Source organism: Streptomonospora nanhaiensis (assembly GCF_026642255.1).
Taxonomy (GTDB): Bacteria; Actinomycetota; Actinomycetes; order Streptosporangiales; family Streptosporangiaceae; genus Nocardiopsis; species Nocardiopsis tropica.
Genome location: NZ_CP113264.1, coordinates 3,407,571 through 3,429,496, shown reverse-complemented (window position 1 = coordinate 3,429,496; position 21,926 = coordinate 3,407,571). Strand labels below are relative to the sequence as shown.

General features: G+C 74.0%; 19 protein-coding genes and 1 pseudogene. 13 read left to right on the top strand and 7 right to left on the bottom strand.

The window, feature by feature from the left end:
* Position 1: 1 nt before the first annotated feature.
* Positions 2–1,258, bottom strand: a pseudogene (gene thrS / locus OUQ99_RS14730) (threonine--tRNA ligase); the annotation flags it as partial.
* 488 nt (positions 1,259–1,746) lie between these two features.
* Between thrS and OUQ99_RS14725 the strand changes: the two are divergent.
* The 6 genes from OUQ99_RS14725 to guaD all read left to right on the top strand — a co-directional run bounded on the left by OUQ99_RS14725 (position 1,747) and on the right by guaD (position 9,486).
* Positions 1,747–3,003: a DUF418 domain-containing protein gene (locus tag OUQ99_RS14725; RefSeq protein ID WP_267950025.1), complete on the top strand. Its 1,257-nt coding sequence runs from the start codon at positions 1,747–1,749 to the stop codon at positions 3,001–3,003.
* Positions 3,004–3,191: 188 nt separating this feature from the next.
* Entirely contained in the window at positions 3,192–4,109 is a 918-nt protein-coding gene (locus tag OUQ99_RS14720) for an ATP-binding cassette domain-containing protein (protein WP_267950024.1), read from the top strand.
* Positions 4,106–4,975: an ABC transporter permease gene (locus OUQ99_RS14715; protein ID WP_267950023.1), complete on the top strand. Its 870-nt coding sequence runs from the start codon at positions 4,106–4,108 to the stop codon at positions 4,973–4,975. The genes OUQ99_RS14720 and OUQ99_RS14715 overlap by 4 nt, the downstream gene beginning before the upstream one ends.
* 29 nt (positions 4,976–5,004) lie before the next feature.
* Positions 5,005–6,279, top strand: coding sequence for a sensor histidine kinase (locus OUQ99_RS14710; RefSeq protein ID WP_267950022.1), 1,275 nt, complete (start codon positions 5,005–5,007; stop codon positions 6,277–6,279).
* Positions 6,260–6,904 (top strand): response regulator transcription factor, encoded by a 645-nt coding sequence (locus OUQ99_RS14705; protein WP_267950021.1) that lies wholly within the window; start codon positions 6,260–6,262, stop codon positions 6,902–6,904. The genes OUQ99_RS14710 and OUQ99_RS14705 overlap by 20 nt, the downstream gene beginning before the upstream one ends.
* Positions 6,905–7,164: 260 nt before the next feature.
* Positions 7,165–9,486 carry a guanine deaminase gene (gene guaD / locus OUQ99_RS14700; protein ID WP_267950020.1) on the top strand — a complete coding sequence of 774 codons (2,322 nt, stop codon included), beginning with the start codon at positions 7,165–7,167 and terminating at the stop codon, positions 9,484–9,486.
* 102 nt (positions 9,487–9,588) lie between these two features.
* On the opposite strand, the gene OUQ99_RS14695 is transcribed toward guaD, so the two are convergent.
* The 5 genes from OUQ99_RS14695 to OUQ99_RS14675 all read right to left on the bottom strand — a co-directional run bounded on the left by OUQ99_RS14695 (position 9,589) and on the right by OUQ99_RS14675 (position 14,817).
* Positions 9,589–10,458: an alpha/beta fold hydrolase gene (locus tag OUQ99_RS14695; RefSeq protein ID WP_267950019.1), complete on the bottom strand. Its 870-nt coding sequence runs from the start codon at positions 10,456–10,458 to the stop codon at positions 9,589–9,591.
* Complete coding sequence (locus OUQ99_RS14690) at positions 10,455–10,931, bottom strand: GbsR/MarR family transcriptional regulator (protein ID WP_267950018.1); 477 nt, start codon at positions 10,929–10,931, stop codon at positions 10,455–10,457. The genes OUQ99_RS14695 and OUQ99_RS14690 overlap by 4 nt, the downstream gene beginning before the upstream one ends.
* 144 nt (positions 10,932–11,075) lie before the next feature.
* Positions 11,076–11,606: a hypothetical protein gene (locus OUQ99_RS14685; RefSeq protein ID WP_267950017.1), complete on the bottom strand. Its 531-nt coding sequence runs from the start codon at positions 11,604–11,606 to the stop codon at positions 11,076–11,078.
* 329 nt (positions 11,607–11,935) lie between these two features.
* Positions 11,936–12,949, bottom strand: a complete 1,014-nt coding sequence (locus tag OUQ99_RS14680) for an NAD(P)/FAD-dependent oxidoreductase (RefSeq protein WP_267950016.1) — start codon at positions 12,947–12,949, stop codon at positions 11,936–11,938.
* 128 nt (positions 12,950–13,077) lie between these two features.
* A complete protein-coding gene (locus tag OUQ99_RS14675; protein WP_267950015.1) occupies positions 13,078–14,817 on the bottom strand; it encodes a serine/threonine-protein kinase in 1,740 nt (579 codons plus the stop codon).
* Between the two features lie 371 nt (positions 14,818–15,188).
* On the opposite strand from OUQ99_RS14675, the gene OUQ99_RS14670 reads away from it, so the two are divergent.
* From OUQ99_RS14670 to OUQ99_RS14645, 6 genes are all read left to right on the top strand, one after another.
* A complete protein-coding gene (locus tag OUQ99_RS14670) occupies positions 15,189–15,947 on the top strand; it encodes a VanZ family protein (RefSeq protein WP_267950381.1) in 759 nt (252 codons plus the stop codon).
* A 172-nt stretch (positions 15,948–16,119) separates the two neighbouring features.
* On the top strand, positions 16,120–17,013 hold the full coding sequence (locus OUQ99_RS14665; protein WP_431061507.1) for a metal ABC transporter substrate-binding protein: 894 nt from the start codon (positions 16,120–16,122) through the stop codon (positions 17,011–17,013).
* 5 nt (positions 17,014–17,018) lie between these two features.
* On the top strand, positions 17,019–17,792 hold the full coding sequence (locus OUQ99_RS14660) for a metal ABC transporter ATP-binding protein (protein ID WP_267950013.1): 774 nt from the start codon (positions 17,019–17,021) through the stop codon (positions 17,790–17,792).
* A complete protein-coding gene (locus OUQ99_RS14655) occupies positions 17,780–18,682 on the top strand; it encodes a metal ABC transporter permease (protein ID WP_267950012.1) in 903 nt (300 codons plus the stop codon). Before OUQ99_RS14660 ends, OUQ99_RS14655 begins: the two co-directional genes overlap by 13 nt.
* Positions 18,683–18,739: 57 nt before the next feature.
* Positions 18,740–19,723, top strand: coding sequence for an RNA polymerase subunit sigma-70 (locus OUQ99_RS14650; protein WP_267950011.1), 984 nt, complete (start codon positions 18,740–18,742; stop codon positions 19,721–19,723).
* A gap of 143 nt (positions 19,724–19,866) precedes the next feature.
* On the top strand, positions 19,867–20,310 hold the full coding sequence (locus OUQ99_RS14645; RefSeq protein WP_267950010.1) for a hypothetical protein: 444 nt from the start codon (positions 19,867–19,869) through the stop codon (positions 20,308–20,310).
* Positions 20,311–20,416: 106 nt separating this feature from the next.
* Here the strand turns inward: OUQ99_RS14645 and OUQ99_RS14640 are convergent, their stop codons facing one another.
* A complete protein-coding gene (locus OUQ99_RS14640; RefSeq protein ID WP_267950009.1) occupies positions 20,417–21,031 on the bottom strand; it encodes a TetR/AcrR family transcriptional regulator in 615 nt (204 codons plus the stop codon).
* A 107-nt stretch (positions 21,032–21,138) separates the two neighbouring features.
* On the opposite strand from OUQ99_RS14640, the gene OUQ99_RS14635 reads away from it, so the two are divergent.
* Positions 21,139–21,771: an FMN-dependent NADH-azoreductase gene (locus OUQ99_RS14635; RefSeq protein ID WP_267950008.1), complete on the top strand. Its 633-nt coding sequence runs from the start codon at positions 21,139–21,141 to the stop codon at positions 21,769–21,771.
* Positions 21,772–21,926 lie beyond the last annotated feature (155 nt).

The following is a 21,926-nucleotide window of genomic DNA, read 5'->3' as shown; positions in this document are numbered from 1 at the left end:
GTCAGGGGGCCGCGTCCCACAGGTCGGTGCGGTGCGCCCCCACCAGACCCCGGACCCGTTCCAGGACCTCCGCCGCCGGCAGCGGGTCCAGGCGGCGGCCGTCGCGCAGGCGCAGGGCCACGGTCCCCTCGGCGGCCTCCCGCGCCCCGACGACCGCCTGGTAGGGCACGAGCCGGGCCGCGCGGATCCGCGCGCCCAGGCTGCCCCTGTCCGGGGGGCTCACCCGGGCCCGCAGGTCCAGCTCCGCGCACCTGCGGGCGAACTCCCCGGCCTCGGCGCCCTGGTCGTCGCTCACCGGCAGGACCTCCAGCTGGACGGGGGCGAGCCAGGCGGGGAACACGCCCCCGTGCTGTTCGATCAGGTGGGCCACCGCCCGCTCCACACTGCCGACGATGCTGCGGTGGACCATGACCGGCCGGTGCCTCGCGCCGTCCGCGCCCACGTAGTGCAGGTCGAACCGCTCGGGCTGGTGGAAGTCGACCTGGACGGTGGACAGGGTGGACTCCCGTCCCGCGCCGTCGGCGACCTGGACGTCGATCTTGGGCCCGTAGAACGCGGCTTCCCCCTCGACCGCCTCGTAGGGCAGGCCGGAGTCGTCCAGGACCCGGGCGAGCAGGGCGGTGGAGCGCCGCCACAGCTCGGGGGAGGCGACGTACTTGCCTCCCGGTCCGGGCAGCGACAGCCTGTACCGGGCCGGGGTGATCCCCAGCGCCCGGTAGGCCCGGCGGATCAGCTCCAGTGCCGCCCCCGCCTCCGCCCCGACCTGTTCCGGGGCGCAGAAGACGTGCGCGTCGTTGAGCTGGATGGCGCGGACCCGGGTGAGTCCGCCGAGCACGCCCGAGGGCTCGGACCGGTACATGCCGCCCAGCTCGGCCATGCGCAGGGGGAGCTCCCTGTGGCTGCGCGAGCGGGACCGGAAGATCACCGCGTGGTGGGGGCACAGGCTCGGCCGCAGGACGAGCTGTTCGGAGCCCTCCCCGCCGGCGCCCCGCGCCCCCGGCTCCATGGGCGGGAACATGTCGTCGCGGTAGTGCGACCAGTGCCCGGAGATCTCGTAGAGCTCCCGCTTGCCCAGCACGGGCGAGTAGACGTGCTGGTAGCCCGCCCTCCTCTCGACGGTGCGGACGTACTCCTCCAGCGCGTGCCGGACGGCGGCGCCGTCCGGAAGCCAGTAGGGAAGGCCCGAGCCGATCAGCGGGTCGGTGCCGAACAGCTCCAGCTCACGGCCCAGCTTGCGGTGGTCGTGCATGGCGGTCTCCTCGCGTGGGTGGAGCGAGTGGCCGCACGGCGAAGCCCCGGGGCACTCGCCCCGGGGCTTCGAACAAGACGTCTGTCAGCGCGCCGGGACACTCTCCGGCGTCGTCGTCATGGCAGCGCGCTTCATGGCGACGACGGTAGCAGATGCGCCGGGCTCCGCAGCCCCCTCCGGTACGGGGCGGCGGGCACCGGGAGGGCCCGGCGGTGCGGACCGCGCCGGCCGGCCGCGAGGACGTCCCCCCGCTCCCGGGGAGCGGCGGAACCCGCCCCTGGGGCCAGCCCTGTGCCGGGGGGAGGAGGCAGGGGCCGAACGTGCCCGCCGGACCGGAAGTCCTTCGACGGGAGCGGGGGCCGGTTGGTAGGTTGCGTTCCGGCACCCCTTCAGGCCGACCCCTGCCCCGCGTCCCTCCAGGTCGGACGGATCGCCCCGTCTCCAGGCGAAGCGGGCCCGGTACGGCCCCTTCCCGTCGTCCCCGCACGGGAGTTCCCATGAGCGCGTCACCCCCCGGCCCGCCATCGGCGGGCGGACCCCCCGAACGGCCCCCTGGCCCGCACCGGCCGACCCCGGTCGCCCAGCGGGTCCTGGCCCCCGACCTCGCCCGCGGCCTCATGCTGCTCTTCATCGCGCTGGTCAACGTCGGCCACTTCCTCGACCAGCCCTACGACGCGGAGACCGCCACCGGCGCCGCCGACCGGGCGGTCACCCTGGTCCAGGCAGCGCTGGTCGACAGGCGCGCCATACCGCTCTTCGCGTTCCTGTTCGGCTACGGCACCGTGCAGCTGCTGCGGCGCCTCGACCCCCGGGGCGACGCCTGGGCCGGCGCCCGCCGGATCCTGAGGCGCAGGGGGATGTGGATGGTCCTCATCGGGCTCGTCCACGGTGTCCTGCTGCTGCCGGTCGACATCATCGGTACGTACGGACTCACCCTCCTGCTGTTCGCCGGGCTCCTGCGGGCACGGGACCGCACCCTGCTGGCCGTCGGCGCGGGCGTCATCACCGCCTATGCCGTCCTCCCCCTCGCCTGGGTGCTGGTGTCGCTGGCACAGGGGCCGGGACCCGGTCCCCAGGGCGAACCGGCCCTGACCGCGGTCGCCGTCGCGCAACGACCCGAACCGGTCGCCGCCCTGGCCGAGGCCCTGGCCGCGAACTTCACCGAATGGCTGCTCTACACACCCGTCACCATGCTGATGTTCGTGGTCCCCCCGGCCGCGCTGGGCGTCTGGGCGGCCCGCCGCCGCGTCCTGGAGGAGCCCGAGCGGCACCGCGCGCTGCTCCGGGGCACCGCCGCGGGCGGTCTGGGCCTGGCCGTCCTGGCGGGGCTCCCCCACGGCCTGGTCGGCGCGGGCCTCCTGGACACGTGGGTCTCCACCGACGCGCTGAGCCTGCTCCAGGAGTTCACCGGGCCGCTCGGGGGTCTGGGCTGGGCCGCCGTGTTCGGACTGGCCGCCGGGCGGGTCCTGGAGCGGGGGGCCGAGCCCTCCGGGCTCACCCGGGCCGTCGCCGCCACCGGCCAGCGGTCGATGACCTCCTACCTGCTCCAGTCGGTGGTCTTCACGGCGGTCTTCTCCCCCTTCGCGGGAGGGCTCGGGGGGAGCACGGGCGCCGCAGGGGCCGCCGCGGTGGCGCTCCTGACCTGGATCGCGACCGTCGTCCTCTCCGAACTCCAGAGGCTCACGGGTCACCGGGGTCCCGCCGAGACCCTGCTGCGCCGCCTCACCTACGGGGAGCGCCGACGGGAGCGCTGACCGCCTACCCCCGGTGGACGCCGCACCCGGTTCCGCCGCAGGACGGGTCGGCCGGAGCCGGGGCGGCCCGCCGGGCGGCGCACCCTGCGGAAAACCGCACCCCCGGCCGACGGCGCACCCCATGGCCGCGCAGGACCCCCGCTCCCTACCGTTGTCCCACCGCCGACAGCCGAGACGACAGGACGACCATGATCACCCTGCAAGGACTGAGCAAACGCTACGGGGACACCGTCGCCGTGGACTCGCTGGACCTGGAGGTCCGGCCGGGCAGGGTCACGGGCTTCCTGGGGCCCAACGGCGCGGGCAAGAGCACGACCATGCGGATGATTCTCGGGCTGGACCGCCCGACCTCGGGGCGGGCCCTGGTCGACGGGCGCCCCTACCGGGAGCTGGACCGGCCCCTGCACCACGTGGGCGCCGTCCTGGACGCCCGGGCCGTGCACCCGGGACGCAGCGCCCGCTCCCACCTGGTGGCGCTGGCCCGCACGCACCGCATCCCCGACCGGCGGGTGGACGAGGTCCTGGACACCGTGGGTCTGGCCGGGGCGGCGCGCAGGCGCGCGGGCGCCTTCTCCCTCGGCATGGGCCAGCGGCTGGGCATCGCCGCGGCCCTGCTGGGCGACCCGCGCCTGCTCGTCCTCGACGAACCGGTCAACGGCCTGGACCCCGACGGGGTGCGCTGGGTGCGCGACCTCATGCGCTCGATGGCCGACGAGGGGCGCACCGTGTTCGTCTCCAGCCACCTGATGAGCGAGATGCAGCTGACCGCCGACCACCTGGTGGTCATCGGACGGGGGCGGCTCATCACCGACGCCCCCCTGGCCGAGGTGCTCGACAACAGCGCGTGGAGCGCCGTGCGGGTACGCGCACCCCACCCCGAGGACCTGGTCACCGCCCTGGAGGCGGAGGGCGCCGGCGTCGAGCGCCCCGGCGCGGGAGAGCTGGTCGTGACCGGCGTGCCCATCGAGCGGGTCGGTGAGCTGGCCCATCGGGCGGGGGTCGCCCTCCACGAGCTGAGCCCCCGCGAGGCCTCCCTCGAACAGGCCTACAGGGAACTCACCTCCGACAGCGTGCAGTACGCGGCGCCGACGGGAGGCCGACGGTGACGCCCTCCACCCGCTCCGGGCCCGCACCGGCCGCCGCACGGCCCGACCGGCCCGCCGGCCCGGCGCGCGCCGTGTCCGACCTCGCCGCGACGGCCTCCTCCGAGTGGGTCAAGCTCCGCTCGGTGAGGTCCACCTGGTGGGGAGCGGCCCTGGCCCTGGGCCTGTCGGCGACCGTCGCCCCCCTGACCGCGGTGGCCACCGTCGGCAACATGCAGCAGGACCGGATCCCCTCCGCCGACGTGCCCGCCTCGGAGATGGCGGTCTACGCGGCCGTCTGGGCGGTCCAGTTCGCGGTCATCGCCCTGGCCCTTCCGGTGATGACCTCCGAGTACTCCTCGCGCTCCGTCCACCCCGCGCTCCAGGCGGTCCCGGCCCGGGTACGCCTGCTGGCGGCCAAGACCGTGGCCCTGATGTCGTTCGTGTTCGCGTGCGGCCTGGTCACGGGAACAGCGGGCACGCTGACCGCCCACCTGGTCATGCTGCACCCGCTGATCGAGGGGTACGGAACGCTGGACCCGGCCGGGGCAGCCGCGGACGTGGTGCGCCTGTCGGCGTACCTGGCGCTGGTAGCGGCCCTCACCCTGGGGGCGGGAACCGCGCTGCGCTCGGCCGCGGCGGCGTTGGCCGCGGTGTCGGCGCTGCTCTTCGCCCTGCCCGCGGTCCTCGTGCTGCTGGGCGGCCGGACGGGGGTGTACGTCGCCGAACGGCTCCCCCTGTCCGCGGGCGTGTCGTTCGTGGACAGCGCGTTCGTGATGGGGCGGTCCGAGGCCGCCCTCACACCCGGCGCCGGGGGGATGGTACTCCTGTGCTGGGCGGCGGCCGCCCTGGCGGCGGGGGCGCTGGTGCTCACGCGCCGGGACGCGTGAGACCGGCACGCCGGATACGGGGAGCGGGCATGGACGAGTCGGGCGGCGCACGGGGGACAACCGGTCTCCGCGCCCGTGCGGGGGCGGCGGCCGTGCCGCTCGGACGCGCGGCGGGGGAGTTCACGGGAACGGTCCTGGGGCTGGTCACCGCCGCCCTCACCCTCGTGTGGGCGGCGGCGTCCCTGCTGCTCCTGGCCGCCGCGCTGGTCCGGCCCTCCGCCCGTCCGCGGACGCGGGACGCGCTCTCGCGGTGGACCGGGAAGCTGTGCGACCTCGACCTGGCGCGGCTGGAGCGGTGGACGGGGTGCGCGGTCCGGGCCCGTCCCGGCACGGCGCACCGCGCGGCCTACCTGCTCCTGCGGCTGCCGCTCGCCCTGGTGTGCGGTTATCTGGCGCCGTCGGCCGCCCTGCTGGTGGCGGTGTTCCTCGGCGGGGCCGCTCTGGAGGCCGTCACGGGGACCGGGACCAGCGTCCCGGTGTCCCTGCCCGGCGCGCGGCTGTCCGTCTCCAGCGTCAACCTGGGGCTGGCCGTGGGGCTGGTCGTCCTCGCCGCGGTGTGGCTGGTCGCGGCGCTGGCCTCCGCCGTCGACCGCTCCCTGGCCCGACGGCTCCTGGGCCCCAGCCACGAGGACCTCCTGAACCGCCGGATCGACGAGCTCACCCAGACGCGTTCGGGCATCGTCCGCGCGGTGGACGAGGAGCGCCGCAGGATCGAACGCGACCTGCACGACGGGGTGCAGCAGCGGGTCGTGGCCCTGGCGATGCTGCTGGGCCGGGCCCAGCGCGGCACCGACCCCGAGCGGACGGCGGGGCTGCTGCGCGAGGCCCACACCGAGTCCCGGATCCTGCTCGACGAACTGCGCGAGGTGGCCTGGCGGGTCTACCCGACCGCCCTGGACACCCTGGGGCTGGAGGCGGCGCTGACCGAGGTGGCCAGGCGCAGCCCGCTGCCGGTGGCGGTGCGCTCGGACCTGCCCGCGCCGCCACCGCGCGAGCTGGCCGCGGCCGTGTACTTCGTGGCACGCGAGTCCATCACCAACGCCGTCAAGCACGCCGGGGCCGGTGAGGTGATCGTGCACGTGGACGGCCGCGGCGGAGTGCTGGACCTGCGGGTCCTCGACGACGGCCGGGGCGGCGCGGACCCGGAGGGGAGCGGTCTGACGGGCCTGGCGCGACGGGTCCAGGCCCTGGACGGGACACTGTCGGTGCACAGCCCCGCGGGCGGGCCGACCACGGTGCACGCCGCCCTGCCGCTGCCCGACGAACAACGGATACGGAGCCCCCATGCGCCTGGTGATCGCTGACGACTCGGTCCTCCTGAGGGAGGGCCTGGTACGGCTGCTGGAGGAGGAGGGCCACCAGGTGGTGGCGGCGGTCGGCGACGCCGAGGCCCTGCTGGAGGAGGTCGCCGGGCACCGGCCGGACGCGGCCGTGGTGGACGTGCGGATGCCCCCGACCCACACCGACGAGGGGCTGCGCGCGGCCCTGCGCATCCGCGCCGAGCACGAGGGGGTGGCGGTGCTGGTGCTGTCGCAGTACGTGGAGCAGCGCTACGCCGCCGAACTGCTCGCCGCCGCCTCGGGCCGGGTCGGCTACCTGCTCAAGGACCGGGTGTCGGAGGTGGGGGAGTTCCTGGACGCCCTGGAGCGGGTCCGGGCCGGAGGGGCGGCCTTCGACCCCGAGGTGGTGCGCCAGCTCCTGGCCCGCACCACCCACGCCGACCCCTTGGCGAGGCTGACCCCGCGCGAGCGCGACGTCCTGGAGCTCATGGCGCAGGGGCTGAGCAACACGCTGATCGCCCAGCGCCTGTTCGTGTCCCTGAGCGCGGTGGAGAAGCACGTGAACGCGATCTTCGACAAGCTGGAACTGGGGCACGCCTCCGGGTACAGCCGCCGGGTGCTGGCGGTGCTGCGCTACCTGGGCACCTGAGGAACGGCCGACGCGCTCGCGCCTGGGCGGCGCGTGTGCCCGGGCCCGCCCGTGCCGCCGCCATCCGGCGACGAGCACCGCCGATGCCGAAACAGCCCCCCTGCCTGCGACAACGCCGGTCAGGGGGAGTTTTCCGCCGGTGACCTCCGGGTACTCGCGGTGACGGACCGAGCACCCGAGCGAGGAGCGGACATGGTGCGCGACGCCGCGAGAAGGCGCGAATCCGACCGGCGACCGGGACCCCGAGGGGGTGGTCGGGCATGAACGCCGTCACCACACCCCCGGAGGCCGGCGGTGGCTGCGGCGCCGTCACGGCGGTCCGCGGCTCCCTGGTCTGGTTCGGCGAGGACCCCTTCCCCACCTCCGGCGAGGGGGCGCTGGAGTACGTGGAGGACGGCCTGCTCGTCTGCCGGGACGGCAGGATCACCGCGGCGGGGGAGTACTCGGACCTGGTGGAGAAGCTTCCCGTCGGCGCCACCGTCGTCCACCACCGGGACAAGCTGATCCTGCCGGGGTTCGTCGACCCCCACGTGCACTACGTGCAGACGCGGATCATCGGCGCCTACGGCGACCAGCTCCTGGACTGGCTGCAGAACTCCGTCTACCCCGAGGAGGCCCGCTTCGCCTCCAGGGCCTACGCCGAACGGTTCGCGAAGCTCTTCTGCGAGCAGATCCTGCGCAACGGCACCACCACCGCGCTGGTCAACTGCGCGACCTACCCGGTCTCGGTCGACGCCCTGTTCGAGGAGACCCACCGCAGGGGGATGCGCGTGGCCGCGGGCAAGGTCCTCATGGACCGCAACGCCCGCCCCGACCTCCTGGACCCCTCGCCCCGGCAGGGCTACGAGGAGTCCGAGGCGCTCATCCGCAAGTGGCACGGCGTGGGGCGGAGCCTGTACGCGGTCACCCCGCGGTTCGCCGTGGCCTGCACCGGCGAGATGCTCCGCCTGGCCGGGAAGCTGTGGCACGAGCACCCCGGCACCCTCATGCAGACGCACCTGGCCGAGAACACGGACGAGGTCGAGGAGGTCCGCCGGCTCTTCCCCGACCGCAAGGACTACGTCGACGTCTACGAGCACTACGGCCTCCTCGGGCGCGGGGCGGTCTTCGCCCACTCGGTCCACCTGGAGAAGCGCGAGTGGAAGCGCCTGTCGGCCACCGGCAGCGGGGTGGCGCACTGCCCCACCTCCAACCTGTTCCTGGGCAGCGGGCTCTTCTCCATGCGCGACGCCAGGCACCGCAAGCGCCCCGTACACACCGGCCTGGGCACCGACGTGGGCGGGGGCACGAGCCTGTCGCTCCTGCAGACCATGGGCGAGGCATACAAGGTGGGCCAACTCGGCCATGTGCCCATGGACGGCACCAAGCTCTTCTACCTGGCCACCCTCGGCGGGGCCGAGACGATGGGCCTGGAAGGGGTCATCGGCTCGCTCGCGCCCGGCCACGAGGCCGACTTCGTGGTCCTGGACCCCTCCGCCACCCAGTTGCTCGCCGCGCGCACCGCGGAGAGCGAGACCGTCGACGATCTGCTGTTCGCACTCGCGACGCTGGGCGACGACCGGGCCGTGGCGGCGACCTATGTCGGCGGCCGAGTCGCGCACGAGCGCAGCCCCTGTCCGGACCCCAAGCCCCGGCGCTCCTCCCGCCGCCGCTGGAACAGGTCGCGGAACAGGGAGCTGCGGTGGCTCAAGTTCGAGGAGGGCACGGGCTGGTCCAAGGACCTGGAGGTCCCCGGCGCCTGGTCGCCCCACGGCCCCGGCATCGAGGCGTACAAGAGCCTCCTGTACTGCCTGCACCAGGACACCGCCGCCAACCCGTTCCTGTGGTGGGACGTCTACGACAAGGAGACCGGGGCCTGGAGGGGCGACCGGGAGATCACCGACGTGCTCGGGAACCGCGTGCCCAACCACGGGCAGCCCGCGGTCTCCCACGCCAACGACTTCCTGTACTGCGTCCACCACCGCGACGTCTCCGACACCCGCCTGTGGTGGTCGCGCTACAACATCGAGGGCCCGGAGCCGGGCTGGTCGGCCGACCAGGTCGTGAAGGAGCCCGGCGGCCGGGAGGTGAGGGCCACGGGCGCCTCCCTCACGGTCTACGACGGCCTCCTGTACTGCGTCCTCAGGCGTGAGGACAGCACACTGCGCTGGCTGAGCCACGACACCGGGACCAAGGCATGGAGCGCCGAGAGCGACGTGCCGGGAGGGTTCACCTCGTCGCGCACCCCGGTGGTGGAGCGCTTCAAGGACCACCTCTACTGCGTCCACGACCGCGGGGACGACCAGCTCCACTGGATGACCTACAGCAGCGTCTCCCGGAGCTGGAGCGGGAGCCGGCGCATCGAGGACCCGGACGGCAACCCCGTGCGCACCTCGTACGCCCCGGCGATCGCCCGGTACAACGACCACCTGTACTGCGTCTTCCACCAGGAGGACTCCGGCGGGTGGGGGCGGCTGTGGTGGACCCGGTACGACGAGGGGAAGGGGTGGAGCCGGCCGGAGCGGGTCGGGGCCGCCATCTCCTCGGCGGGGTTCGACGTCTCCGCCTACCACGGTCCGCTGTTCTGCGTCCACCGGGGCTGAGGCGTCCCGCGTCCCGCACCGGTCGATCGGCTCCGGAGCCGATCGACCGGGCCCTGGGACCGCGGCGGCCCCGGGCGTCCGCCCGGGGCCGCCGCGGCGGGCTCAGGTCCCGGACTCGGCCAGGAACTCCCTGACCAGGGCGTTGACCCGGTCGGGCGACTGGCGGTTGAGCCAGTGCCCGTTGCCCTCCAGGAGTTCCAGACGGGCGCCGGGCACGCGGCGGGCCGCCTCGACGGTCCGCGCCGGGCGGACGCCGACGTCCTTGTCACCCTGGATGAACAGGGTGGGGCACGAGATCTCGCCCAGTCGCGGGCGCAGGTCCACCCTCATCCGCCAGGGGCCGATGGAGGCGTTCTGCCAGTCGGAGGACCCGACCCCGCTGACACGGACCTCCTCCATGACCTCGTCCACGACGGACTCCAGGTCCGCGACCGGACCGGCGAACAGGGCCCGCCGCACGAAGCGCTCCACCCCCTCCCGGGTGCGGAACATCCGCTCGGGCAGCGTGCGGTTGAGGAACCTGCTCCGCGCGGTGAGCCATAGCAGCTGGTGCACACCGGGAGGGAAGGCGATGACCCCCGCGGGAGCCATGGCCACGAGCCTCTCGACCCGTTCGGGATGGTCGATGGCGTAGGACAGGGCCAGCGCACCGCCCTGGGACAGGCCGACGAGCGCCACCCGGTCCAGGCCGAACCGGTCCAGGACGTGGGTGACGACGTCTGTCAGGGCCGCGTGGTCGGCGAGGCCGTTCCACGGCCTGCTGTGCCCCTGCTTGGGCCAGTCGGGGGCGAACACCCGGTGCTCGGCCGCCAGGACCGGGAGGAGGTGGCGCCAGCTGAGCAGGGCGTTGTCCTGCCCGGCTCCGCTCAGCAGGACCACGGGGGCGCCGTGCTCGCCCGCGGTCACCACGCTCAGCCGCCCCTCGGGGCGGTCGAGGGCGATGCGCTCGAAGGGGGTCGGGGTTCGGGTCATCGGTCGTGGTCCTCCTGTTCGTCCCGCCAGCGCCGGAGCACCGCGGGGAGTTCGGCCTCCAGGAAGCCGTAGAGCCGGTTGACGTTGGCCAGGCGCTCGCGCCGCTGCGGGGCGGAGCCCTCCAGGGCCCTGAGCCCCCGCTCGGTGACCTCCCGGAACCCCGCGGCCTGGGCGTAGCGGCGCTCCAGCATCCGGCTCCAGCCGTCGGCGGCGATGCGGAGGTACTCCTGTCGCTCCCCCCGGCGGCGCACCCCCTCGACCAGTCCGCTGGGGGTGAGGAGCCGGGCCGCGGTGCTGATGGAGCTGCGGCTGACCTGGAGTGCCTCGGCGATCTGGGCGGCGCTCTGCTCGGGCGGGTCGCTGATCAGCAGCCATCCGATGACGCGGCCGGAGATCAGGGGCAGGCCCTCGCGGGCGAAGAAGCCCGCGACGTCGTCGACGAAGGCCAGTTCGTCCTCGGTGGGTTCGCTCATGGCCTCACTTTACAGTCATTGCAGCAATTGCTGCAATGACTGTAATCGAAGGGCGTGCGTACCCCCGGCGCCGGGTACCGGCACGCGCCTCCGGCCACCCCGGTGGCCCGGCCCCGCGGTACGGGGGGACGGCCCCGGCGCGCCTCAGCGGCCGGCCGCCTCCAGGCACGCGATGTAGGCGTCGATGAAGTGGTCGGTGATCCCGTCGGCGTCGGGCCTGAAGGCGGCCGCGTCCAGGGCGTAGCCCTGGCCCTGTCCGAGACCCTGCCGAGCAGCCCCGGCGGTGCGGAACTCCTCGACGGCCCCGCGCAGTTCCGTGTACACGGCGTCCACGGCGGTGCTGAACCCCCAGTGCACCCGGCCCCGCCGGGAGGAGTGCCGGACCAGGGGGGCCTTGCCGTCGGAGAGCCAGTCCATGATCTGGGTGGGTTCGGTCCCGCGGAAGGCCGTGACGACCATGTCGTCGCCGGCCATGGTGAAGCCCTGGGTGTGGTCCAGGGCGAAGGGGGGCGCGAATTCGGCCTCGAAGAAGCGGAAGCGGTCGAACCCCCACTCGCCGGCCTGGCGCCGTGCGGTGTCCGGGTCGGCGTAGGCGAGTTTGGCCGCGTGCGCCAGGCACAGGGCGTGCGGCACCCGGTAGCCGGTGGTGGTGTGGTCGAAGACGACCGTCGTCATCGTGTGGGCTCCCTGGGGCGTGGCGGCGCGGGCGCGGTCACGACCGGGTCCGCGCCGCGCGGGGAGGGCGCCCTCGTCGGGCGCCCTCCCCGCGGTGGTCGGCGCTGCGTGCTGATCGTTTCCGAGCGGCACGAGTTCCCAACCTCCCGTGCGGAATGTCGCCCCCGGGGAGGGGGCGCACCGGGACCGGTCAGGAGAAAGCACCCCGGCCGAAATGCGGTATCGGCCGTGTCGAACCGGCCCCTGAGGTCGGATCCGAGCCCGTCCGGTCCCGGGGCGCGGACACCGCTGCTCCCCGGCCGCTCACGCCCCGTGGCCGAGCCCGCCCGTCACCTCGGTCCCGCACCGGCCTCGGCCCCGGCCGGGAAGGGGTCCCGGGCCTCGACCGCGAGGCGGGTCTCCTCGGTCACGAGGTCCATGTTGATCTGGGCCCCCGCACCCGCGCCCGCCGCGGCCGAGGATCCGACCTGCGCGGCCGGATCGGTCACGTTGCCCGCCACCCACACCCCGGACACGCTCGTGCGCCCCGTGGGCTCGGCGGGGACGTACGTGCCGACCCCCATCGGGTGCTCCTCGGTCCGCAGCCCCAGGTCCGCGAGGAAGCCGGCGCGCGCCACCATCCGGGAGGAGACCGCCACGGCCTCGCGGCCAAAGACCGTGCCGTCGGCCAGCCGCACCCCCGTGAGGCGGTCCTCCTCGACCTCCAGGGCGGCCACCTCTCCGTCGACCACACAGATCCCGCGGGCGGCGAACTGCTCCGACTGCTCATCGGTCAGCGGCTGCGCGGTGTGGGAGAAGTACGTGACGTCCGCGCTCCACTGGCGGAACAGCAGCGCCTGGTGCACCGACATCGGCCCGACCGCCAGCACGCCGATGGCACGGTCGCGGATCTCCCAGCCGTGGCAGTACGGGCAGTGGACCACGTCGATGCCCCAGCGCTCCCGCAGACCGGGGATCCCGGGGAGCTCGTCCACCAGACCCGTGGTCACGAGCAGCCGGCGCGCCCGCACCGTCCGTCCGTCGGCGAGCGCCACCGCGAACCCGTCGCCCTCGCGGGCGACCGCGTCGACCCGGCCGGGCACCACGTGGCCGCCGTAGCGGCGCACGTCCGCCCGTCCCCGCTCCAGCAGATCGGCGGGCGCCGTCCCGTCCAGGGCCAGCAGCCCGTGCACCGCGTCGGCCGGGGCGTTGCGCGGCTCTCCCGCGTCGACCACCACCACCGACCGGCGCGCCCGCGCCAGCATCAGGGCGCCGCTCAGACCGGCCGCGCCGCCTCCGACGACGACCACGTCATAGCTGTTTCCCAACTGTTCGGCCACCATGACCACCTCCACGACCACCATGCGCGCACACCGGCCAGAACCACAAGTTCTGTTGCCGTTGTGGCAAAAAATGCGCGGGCGGAGTCCCGGTCCGGGGAAGGGTGCTGCCGGTCCGGCGCACGGGCGGAGGACCGCCGGCCGGGCAGGGGTCAGGAGGGCTCGAAGGAGTCCAGTGACTCGGCGCGCAGGTCGGCCTGGTCGTTCCACGAGGCCGCGGGGGTCACCCAGGCGACCGTGTAGTGCACGCCGGGCGCCACCGCGATGTTGCGGGACAGCAGGCGCCGCTCCTGGCCGTCGCCGTTCCAGGTGAACTCCCACTCGGCGACCGAGTGGAACCCGCTGCCGGCGGTGGCGTCCTCCAGCCGCACCCGCTCGTAGCCGGGCATGCGCCCCGACTCCTGGACGCCCCGCTCCAGCCCGACGACGTGCTGGTACTCGTCGTCGGTGGGGTGCTCGGCCATGTCGACCTGGAGGTAGCTGCCGTCGTGGGGGGAGTCGTAGAAGACGCTGGTCCCCGCGGTCCTGCGGATCCACCCGTCGGGCACCCCGATCCCGAAGCCCTGGTCCTCCTCGGTCCAGGTCGTCCCGTTCCCGGTGACGGACTCCCCTCCGCCCGCCTCCGGTTCGCCGTCCCCCTCCTGCTCGGAGGGCTCGCCGGTGGCGTCCGCCGCGCCGCCGTCCGCCTCAGAGCCCTGCTCCTCGCCGGAGGCGGCCGCGGTGGGGTCGGGCTCCCCGCCCCACGGGTCGAGCGCCACAAGGAGGGAGGCCGCCGCGACCAGCGCGGACAGCCCCAGGGTGAGCACCACGAACGGCCAGGACAGCCGCCCTCCGCTCCGCGGCGCCTTGGCCATCGGGACCGTCGGGCCGGGAGGGGGCCCGTGCGGCGGAGCGACCGGACGCGTCGGCTGCGCCGGGGGCGGCGCGAACGCGGCCGGGGGAGCCTGCGGGGCGGTCCCGAACCCGGTCGGGAGCGGCGCCGGCGCGGGCAGCGGCCCCGAGGGCGTGGGGCCCGCCGAGGAGGAGGTGAGGGCGGGGGAGGCCGTGAAACCCGTGCCGACGACGGCGCCGACCGCCTCGGCGGACAGCAGTTCCCGGCACCGGTCGGCGTCGATCCGCCTGGCCGGGTCCTTCACGAGGAGCCCTCGCACGGCCTGGCCCAGCGGCCCCCGCCCCAGGACGTCCGGGGGCTCCACGGAGGTGACGGCGTGCAGCGTCGCGGGGATGCCCTCCCGCCGGAAGGGCGAGATCCCGGTGGCCGTGTGGTACAGGGTCGCGCCGAGCGACCACAGGTCGCTCGCGGGGCTGGCCGGGCCCGTGCCCAGGCGCTCGGGGGCCAGGTAGGCGGGGGAGCCGAGCACCCCGGCCGTCTGGGTGACCGAGGCGGTGTCGGCGATGGTGGCGATCCCGAAGTCGGTGAGCACCACCCGCCCGGAGTCGGTCACCATCACGTTCTCGGGCTTGACGTCGCGGTGGGTGATGCCCTGCCCGTGCGCCGTGGTCAGGGCGCTGAGCAGGTCCAGGCCCCATGCCGCGGCCTCCCGGTGGTCGCGGGGGCCGTCGTCGCGGACCAGGGCGTGCAGGGAGCGCCCGGTGAGGAACTCCATGACGATCCACGGTCGCCCGTCGTCCTCGACGATGTCGTGCACGGTGACGATGTTGGGGTGGCCGCCCATCGCCGCGGCCTGCGCCTCGCGCCTGGCCCGGGCCGCCGTGCGCCCGCGTTCGGTCTCGTCCTGCCCCGGAGCCAGAAAGATCTCCTTGACGGCCACGGCGCGGTTGAGCCGTATGTCGTGCGCGCGCCAGACCCGTCCCATGCCGCCCCGGCCGATCTCGGCCAGCAGTCGGTAGCGCTCGCGCAGCGTGCGGTGCGGATCGGCGTCGGACCCCATCGGTCTCCCTCGTGGTACGGGGTCTGGCGACCTCGTGGACATCGGGGCGCGCGAGGGGCGCGGGACAGGGGCTTCCGCGCGTGCCGGGCGACCAGTCTAGTGAGACGGACCCGTACCGCCGAACCGAGCCGGGAGGCTCCGCGCCCCCGCCTCCGGCCTTCCGAAAAAATGTCGGTGCGAAGAGTTCCAGTTCAGGCGCCCGCGGGGTCACCGAGAATGCGCATTCCCGCCCGCGAACCACTTCTCCTGCGAAACAGGGGCCCCGCCGGCGTGTAATCTCCTGAACGTTCTGCCCGGCTTCGCCGAAAAATCACAGGAGTGCCGTCCGAATGTGGAGAGTTCTGTTCTATGTCACGCCGCTGACGTTGTCCGTGGCGATTCTGCTGCTCTTCGCGCTCTCCCTCGTGCTCGCGGCCGCCGCGGCCCGTTCGCAGGGCGCGTTCCCCCGGCACACGCGAAAGTTACTGGCGGCGACGGCGTCCGTCTACGTGCTGGTCCTGGTGATGCCGTTCTCCGGCGGCTCCCCGGCCGACCCCGGCCGATACGTCCACTGGAACCCCCTCGGCTTCGTGAACGAGATCGCGATGAACGAAGCCGAGGGGGAGAGCTTCGGCCAGTACCTCTCCGACGGCGCCCTCGCCCACTACAGCCCCGAGCAGCTCGCCGACCAGGAGAAAGAGGAGCTGCGGGGGGAGAAACCGGCCGACTTCTACGTCCACGGCGACCCCGATCGCGGTCTCTCCGTGGTCGACGGCGAGGGAAATGCGGTCACGCACGCCCAGGAGAACCTCGTCCTCACGGAACTCTCCGAGGGAATTGAGGCGGCGGGCGAGCCCGTGCAGTCCGCGGCCCTGATCCTCGAGGAAAAGGCCATGAACGCGCTCCTTTTCGTCCCCCTGGGAATCCTGGCCTTCTTCGCCTTCTCCCCGTGGTGGGCCCGCCTGTTGTTCGGGCCGGCCCTTTCCGTGTCCGTCGAAACGCTTCAGTGGGCCTTGGGGGCGGACCGGGTCGCCGACACCGGGGACGTCCTCGCCAATTCCGCGGGATTCCTCGTCGGCGCCGGAATGGCCGCGGTATCTGCGGTGCTCCTCGCGCGACTTCCCAGGAAATCGGGAAGTCCGGTCGTGTGACCGGACCGGGCTCCCCGGGGCCCCGCCGACAGAGCCCCGGATCCCGGCACCCGCCCGGGGGTCGGCGCCGAGCGCCGGCCCCCGGGACCGTGGCTCAGTTCGGCAGTGTTGTGATAAAAAGTTAGGTGTGCCGAACTCTAGAGGTTGGTCCCCTTCAACATCCTGGTCGAGGGTGATCCCCGCCGCCGGGCTGGCCCTCGCCCTGCCCCTCACCGCCTGCTCCGCCGAGGCCGGCCAGACGCGGGACGACACACGGCCCCTGGTCCTGACCACGTTCACGGTCCTGGCCGACATGGTCGGCAACGTCGCGGGCGACCGGGTCGAGGTCGCCTCCCTCACCCGCCCCGGGGCCGAGATCCACGGCTACGAGCCCACCCCCGACGACCTCGTCCGGGGCCAGGACGCCGACCTGATCATGGAGAACGGCCTCGGTCTGGAGGCCTGGTTCCAGCAGTTCACCGAGCGCGTGGAGGCGCCCACCGCCCTGCTCAGCGAGGGCATCGAGACCATCCCCATCTCCTCGGGGGAGTACGAGGGCGAACCCAACCCCCACGCCTGGATGTCACCCGACAACGCCCTGGTCTACGTGGACAACATCCGTGACGCCCTCACCGAGCTGGACCCCGACGGCGAGGCCGCCTACGCCGAGGCCGCGGAGTCCTACAAGGCGGAGATCTCCGAGGTCGGCGACTACCTGGACACCGAGCTCGCCGAGGTCCCGGAGGACGCCCGCGCCCTGGTGACCTGCGAGGGCGCCTTCTCCTACCTCGCCCGCGACGCGGGGCTGAGCGAGCGCTACCTGTGGCCGGTCAACGCCGAGACCGAGGGCACCCCCCAGCAGATCGCCTCCGTGACCGGCTTCGTCCGCGACAACGGCGTGCCCACCGTGTTCTGCGAGAGCACCGTCAACGACGGCACCCAGCGGTCCGTGGCCCGCGAGACCGGCGCCGAGATGGGCGGCACCCTCTACGTGGACTCCCTGTCGGAGGCCGACGGCCCCGTCCCCACCTACCTCGACCTGCTCCGGCACGACGCCGAGACGATCGTCGCCGGGCTGAGGGGGTGAGCGCCGTGTCCGCCTCCACCACGTCCTCCCCGGCGGTCCCCGCCATCGAGGTCTCCGGCGCCACCGTGCGCTACGGCGACGTCCTCGCCCTGGACGACGTCTCCCTGGAGGTCGCCCCGGGCCGTGTCTGCGGACTGCTCGGCACCAACGGCTCGGGCAAGTCCACCCTGTTCAAGACGGTCCTCGGGCTGGTCCCCGCCGACCACGGCCGCGTACGCGTCCTCGGCCGTACCAGCGCCGACGCGCGCAGGGCCGGAGCGGTGGGCTACGTGCCCCAGTCCGAACAGGTCGACTGGGCCTTCCCGGTGCGCGTACGCGACGTGGTGATGATGGGCCGCTACGGGCACATGGGGCGCCGCCGCCGGGCCCGGGCCGCCGACCGCGAGGCGGTCGAGCACGCCCTGGAACGCACCCACCTGTCCGACCTCGCCGACCGCCAGATCGGGGCCCTCTCCGGCGGCCAGCGCAAACGCGCCTTCGTCGCCCGCGCCATCGCCCAGGGCGCCGCCGTGCTGCTCCTCGACGAGCCCTTCGCGGGGGTCGACAAGCGCTCGGAGGCCACCATCGTCGAACTGCTCCGCGCGCTGCGCGGGGAGGGGCACACCCTGCTGGTCTCCACCCACGACCTCGCCCAGGTGCCCGTGCTGTGCGACGAGGCGGTCCTGCTCCAGCGCCGCGTCATCGCCCACGGCGCACCGGCCGAGGTCCTGCGCCCGGAGGTCCTCATGGAGGCCTTCGGCATCCACTCCGACGAGGAGGGCCCTGTATGGACGCGCTGATCACCGGCCTCACCGAGTGGTTCACGGTCCCCCTGCAGTTCGAGTTCGTCCGGCGCGCCCTGCTGGTAAGCGTGGTCGCCGGTGTCGTCTGCGCGGTCCTGTCCTGCTGGATGACGCTCGTGGGGTGGTCGCTGATGGGCGACGCCGTCTCCCACGCCGTCCTTCCCGGGGTGGTGCTGTCCTTCATGTTCGGCCTGCCCTTCGCAGTGGGCGCCCTGGTGTTCGGCGCCGGGTCCGTCGCCCTGATCGGGGTGGTCAACCGCACCTCCCGGGTCAAGGAGGACGCCGTCATCGGCGTCGTGTTCACCGCCATGTTCGCCCTGGGCCTGGTGCTCGTCTCACGGGTGCCCAGCCAGACCGACCTCGGCCACATCCTGTTCGGCAACGTGCTCGGGGTTTCCGACACCGACATCTGGCAGGTGCTGGTCCTGGCCGCCGTGGTCCTGGCCGTGGTCTGGTACAAGCACCGCGACCTCACCCTGTACGCCTTCGACCCCGTCCACGCGCACGCCCTGGGCATCAACCCGCGCCTGCTGGAGACCCTGCTGCTGGGCCTGCTCTCGGTCACCGTCGTCGTGGCGCTGCAAGCGGTCGGGATCATCCTGGTGGTGGCCATGGTGATCATCCCCGGGGCCACCGCCTACCTGCTCACCGACCGGTTCGAGCGCATGCTGCTCATCTCGGCGTCGATCGCGGTGGCGGCGGCGGTGGCCGGTGTGTTCACCAGCTTCCACCTCAACGTGTCCACCGGCGGGTCGATCGTCCTCGCCCAGGCGGCGGCGTTCACCCTGGCCTACCTCCTCTCGCCCCGGCAGGGCGTGCTCCGGCGCGGGCTCTCCGCCCGCCGCCGCCGGGCCCGCGGCCGCTCCTCCGTCACCGCCGCCCCCTAGGATTCGGTGGGCGCCGGCGGCGGGCCGGAAGCGCCGGGCGAGGGGTGGTCGGGACGCATGGCCGGGAACAGCGTGGTGGACGACGAGGCCGCCTTCTCCGCACTGGCCGAACGCCACCGGCACGAACTCCGCGTGCACTGCTACCGGATGCTCGGCTCCTTCACCGAGGCCGAGGACATGGTGCAGGAGACACTGCTCAAGGCCTGGAGCCGCCGCTCCACCTTCGAGGGGCGCTCCACGTTCCGGGCGTGGCTGTACAAGATCGCCACCAACACCTGCCTGGACGCCCTCGACCGGCGCCGCACCCGGGACAGGCCCGTGGCGGAGGGCACGGGGGCCTCACCCTTCTCCGAGGTCCCCTGGCTCCAGCCGTACCCGGACGAGCTCCTGGACCGGGCCGCGCCGCCCGAGGGGGAGCCGGAGGCGGCGGCCATCGCCCGCGAGACCGTCGAACTGGCCTTCCTCGCCGCCATCCAGCACCTGCCGCCCCGCCAGCGGGCCGTCCTCATCCTGCGCGACGTCCTCGGCCGGCCCGCCGAGGAGACCGCGAGCACCCTGGAGGTGTCGGTCCCGGCGGTCAAGAGCGCCCTGCAGCGCGCCCGGGCGACCCTGCGCGCGGTCCTTCCCCGGCACAGGACGGACTGGGGTCCGGTCACGGCCCCCAGCGAGGAGGAGCGCGCCGTCCTGCGCCGCTACGTGGAGGCCTCCCGGGACGCCGACCCGGACGGGCTCGCCGCCCTGCTGCGCGAGGACGCGCGCCAGACGATGCCCCCCGCGTCGCTGGTCTACGAGGGCCGCGAGGCCATCCTGGACCTGTGGCGCCCGGTACTCTCCGGGAACCGGGCCTGGGGTGAGTGGATCGCGGTGCCCGTGTCCGCCAACCGCAGCCCCGCCGCCGCCAACTACGTGCGCATGCCGGGGGAGGCGGTCCATGCCGCCGTCAACCTCGACGTGCTGCGGATCGAGGGCGGCCTCGTCGCGGAGATCACCACGTTCGGCCCCGAGACCCTGCCCGCGTTCGGGCTCCCGCCCACCCTCTGACCCGGGGGAACGCGCTCCGGCCCGGCCGCGTGCGGAAAATTCGCCCGGGCGCCGATTCCTTCTCCCTCCCGGTCCGGTCGTACGGGTGGGGCAGACGCGGCGGCACCGTGCCGCCGCGCGCCCGACACGGAAGAGGACACGACATGAGCGCGTACGAGCAGGACCCCGCCGGCCCCGACGCCGCCCTGACCGCACTGGACCGCCTCGTGGGCGCCTGGAGGGTGACCGGCGGGGCCGAGGGCACCGTCGTCTACCGCTGGATGGAGGGTCGGTACTTCCTCCTCCAGGACGTCGACCTCGTCCAGGACGGCAAGAGGGTCGTCGGCCTGGAGGTCATCGGGAGGGAGCGGGCCTTCGGGGCCGAGCGGCCCGGCGAGGACATCCGGTCGCGCTTCTACGACAGCCTGGGCAACACCTTCGACTACGTCTACGAACTGGCCGGGGACACCCTCACCATCTGGGCGGGGGAGAAGGGGTCGCCCGCCCGCTACACGGGCGTCTTCAGTGCCGACGGGACCACCGTGACCGGCCCGTGGACCTACCCGGGCGGCGGCGGCTACGACTCCACGATGGTCCGCGCCGGCTGAGCCGCGGGACGGGCCGGGACCGGACGGGGCGGAAGTGCTGCGCCGAGGAGCTCCCCCTCCCGGCCCGGGGACGCGGGGGAGGGCGCCGGCCGGCGCCCCGGAGCGGTCAGCCGGGGAGGACGCGTTCGACGAGTTCCTGCCAGCTGTCGGCGAGGGGGTCCTCGGCGTCCGGCTCCGGGGTCCGGGCGATCTCCTCCCTCGACAGGTACAGCATGAGCGGGCCCTCCAGCGCGCTGGTGAGCTGGAGGGCGAGGCCGTCCAGGTGGCGGCGGGGGACGTCCGTCCGGCCGAGCAGCATCCGGAAATGGGGCAGGGTCATGCTGACCTCGCCCATCGGTGCGGGCCGGTTGCGGTCCAGCGCGGCCCTGACGAGGGTGTGGTGGACGAACAGGTAGGCGATGCGGGCGCGCCCGTAGGCGATCAGGCGCTGCTTGGGCGCGGCGCCCGGTCCCAGCGGCGGCGGCCCCGAGAGGACCTGTTCCTGGAACCGCCCCTCGCTGTCGTCCAGGAGGGCGTTGAAGATGCCGGCGCGGCTGCCGAAGCGGCGGAAGACGGTGCCCTTGCCCACACCGGCGCGTTCGGCGAGGGCGTCCATGGTGACCTTCTCCGCGCCGTGCTCGGCGAGCATCGCCCGGGCCGCTTCCAGCAGGATCAGGCGGTTGCGCGCCGCGTCCGCGCGTTCGGGACGCGGTTTTCCGAAGGGCACGAGAGGGGCGTTCACAGGAAGGAAACTACACCACGTTCGCTAAGCGGGGTAAAGTCCGCTTATGCTGTGGCCACGGTCCGCACCGCGCGGATCCCTGCCGCCCTTCTGCAGAAACGGACCCCATGAACCTGTTCCGACTGGACGCCAGCATCCTCCCGAGCACCTCCGTGAGCTCCGAGATCGCCGACCGCGCCGAGGCCGAGTGGACCGCCGACAACCCCGGGGGCACCGTGACCCGCCGCCACCTGGGCACCGACCCGCTGCCCTCCGACGCCTGGACCCTGGCCACCACGGCCGGCTTCGCGGCCGAGCCCGACCGCACCCCGGCCCAGCGCGGGGCGCTCGACCTGGCCGCGGCGCTGGGCGCCGAACTGGAGGGCGCCGACGCCGTGATCCTGGCCGTGCCGCTCTACAACTTCGGCGTCTCCCAGCACTTCAAGGCCTGGTCGGACCTGGTGATCGCGGGCGTGGGCGCCACCACCCCGCTGCTCAAGGGCACCCCGACCCTGCTGGTCACCACCCTCGGCGGCGGCTACGGACCGGGCACGCCCCGGGAGGGCTGGGACCACTCCACCCCCTACCTGGAGCGCGTCGTGGGCGACATCTGGCAGGCCGAGCTGACCCTGGTCAAGTGCGAGCTCACCCTCGCCGCCACGACGCCGGCGATGGAGGGGCTGAGGGAGATGGCCGCGCAGCAGCGCGCCGAGGCCCTGGACGCCGCCCGTGACGCCGGGCGCGCGCTCGCCCGGGCCTGAACCGGTGGAGCCGCTGTCCGCGGACAGGGTCACGCGGACAGCGGCTCGGCGGACACACGGGTTCGGTGGCAGGTGCTCGGGCGGAGCGGCGGGGTCCGCCGCCCCCGACACCGCCGCCCCGACGCGGCCCGCACGGACGCGCACATGCCGGGGAG

Bases quoted from the DNA above. Each gene is read 5' to 3' on its own strand.
- OUQ99_RS14725 (WP_267950025.1), top strand. From the start codon at position 1,747: ATGAGCGCGTCACCCCCCGGCCCGCCATCGGCGGGCGGACCCCCCGAA.
- OUQ99_RS14720 (WP_267950024.1), top strand. From the start codon at position 3,192: ATGATCACCCTGCAAGGACTGAGCAAACGCTACGGGGACACCGTCGCC.
- OUQ99_RS14710 (WP_267950022.1), top strand. From the start codon at position 5,005: ATGGACGAGTCGGGCGGCGCACGGGGGACAACCGGTCTCCGCGCCCGT.
- OUQ99_RS14705 (WP_267950021.1), top strand. From the start codon at position 6,260: ATGCGCCTGGTGATCGCTGACGACTCGGTCCTCCTGAGGGAGGGCCTG.
- guaD (WP_267950020.1), top strand. From the start codon at position 7,165: ATGAACGCCGTCACCACACCCCCGGAGGCCGGCGGTGGCTGCGGCGCC.
- OUQ99_RS14695 (WP_267950019.1), bottom strand. From the start codon at position 10,458: ATGACCCGAACCCCGACCCCCTTCGAGCGCATCGCCCTCGACCGCCCC.
- OUQ99_RS14690 (WP_267950018.1), bottom strand. From the start codon at position 10,931: ATGAGCGAACCCACCGAGGACGAACTGGCCTTCGTCGACGACGTCGCG.
- OUQ99_RS14685 (WP_267950017.1), bottom strand. From the start codon at position 11,606: ATGACGACGGTCGTCTTCGACCACACCACCACCGGCTACCGGGTGCCG.
- OUQ99_RS14680 (WP_267950016.1), bottom strand. From the start codon at position 12,949: ATGGTGGTCGTGGAGGTGGTCATGGTGGCCGAACAGTTGGGAAACAGC.
- OUQ99_RS14675 (WP_267950015.1), bottom strand. From the start codon at position 14,817: ATGGGGTCCGACGCCGATCCGCACCGCACGCTGCGCGAGCGCTACCGA.
- OUQ99_RS14655 (WP_267950012.1), top strand. From the start codon at position 17,780: ATGGACGCGCTGATCACCGGCCTCACCGAGTGGTTCACGGTCCCCCTG.
- OUQ99_RS14650 (WP_267950011.1), top strand. From the start codon at position 18,740: ATGGCCGGGAACAGCGTGGTGGACGACGAGGCCGCCTTCTCCGCACTG.
- OUQ99_RS14645 (WP_267950010.1), top strand. From the start codon at position 19,867: ATGAGCGCGTACGAGCAGGACCCCGCCGGCCCCGACGCCGCCCTGACC.
- OUQ99_RS14635 (WP_267950008.1), top strand. From the start codon at position 21,139: ATGAACCTGTTCCGACTGGACGCCAGCATCCTCCCGAGCACCTCCGTG.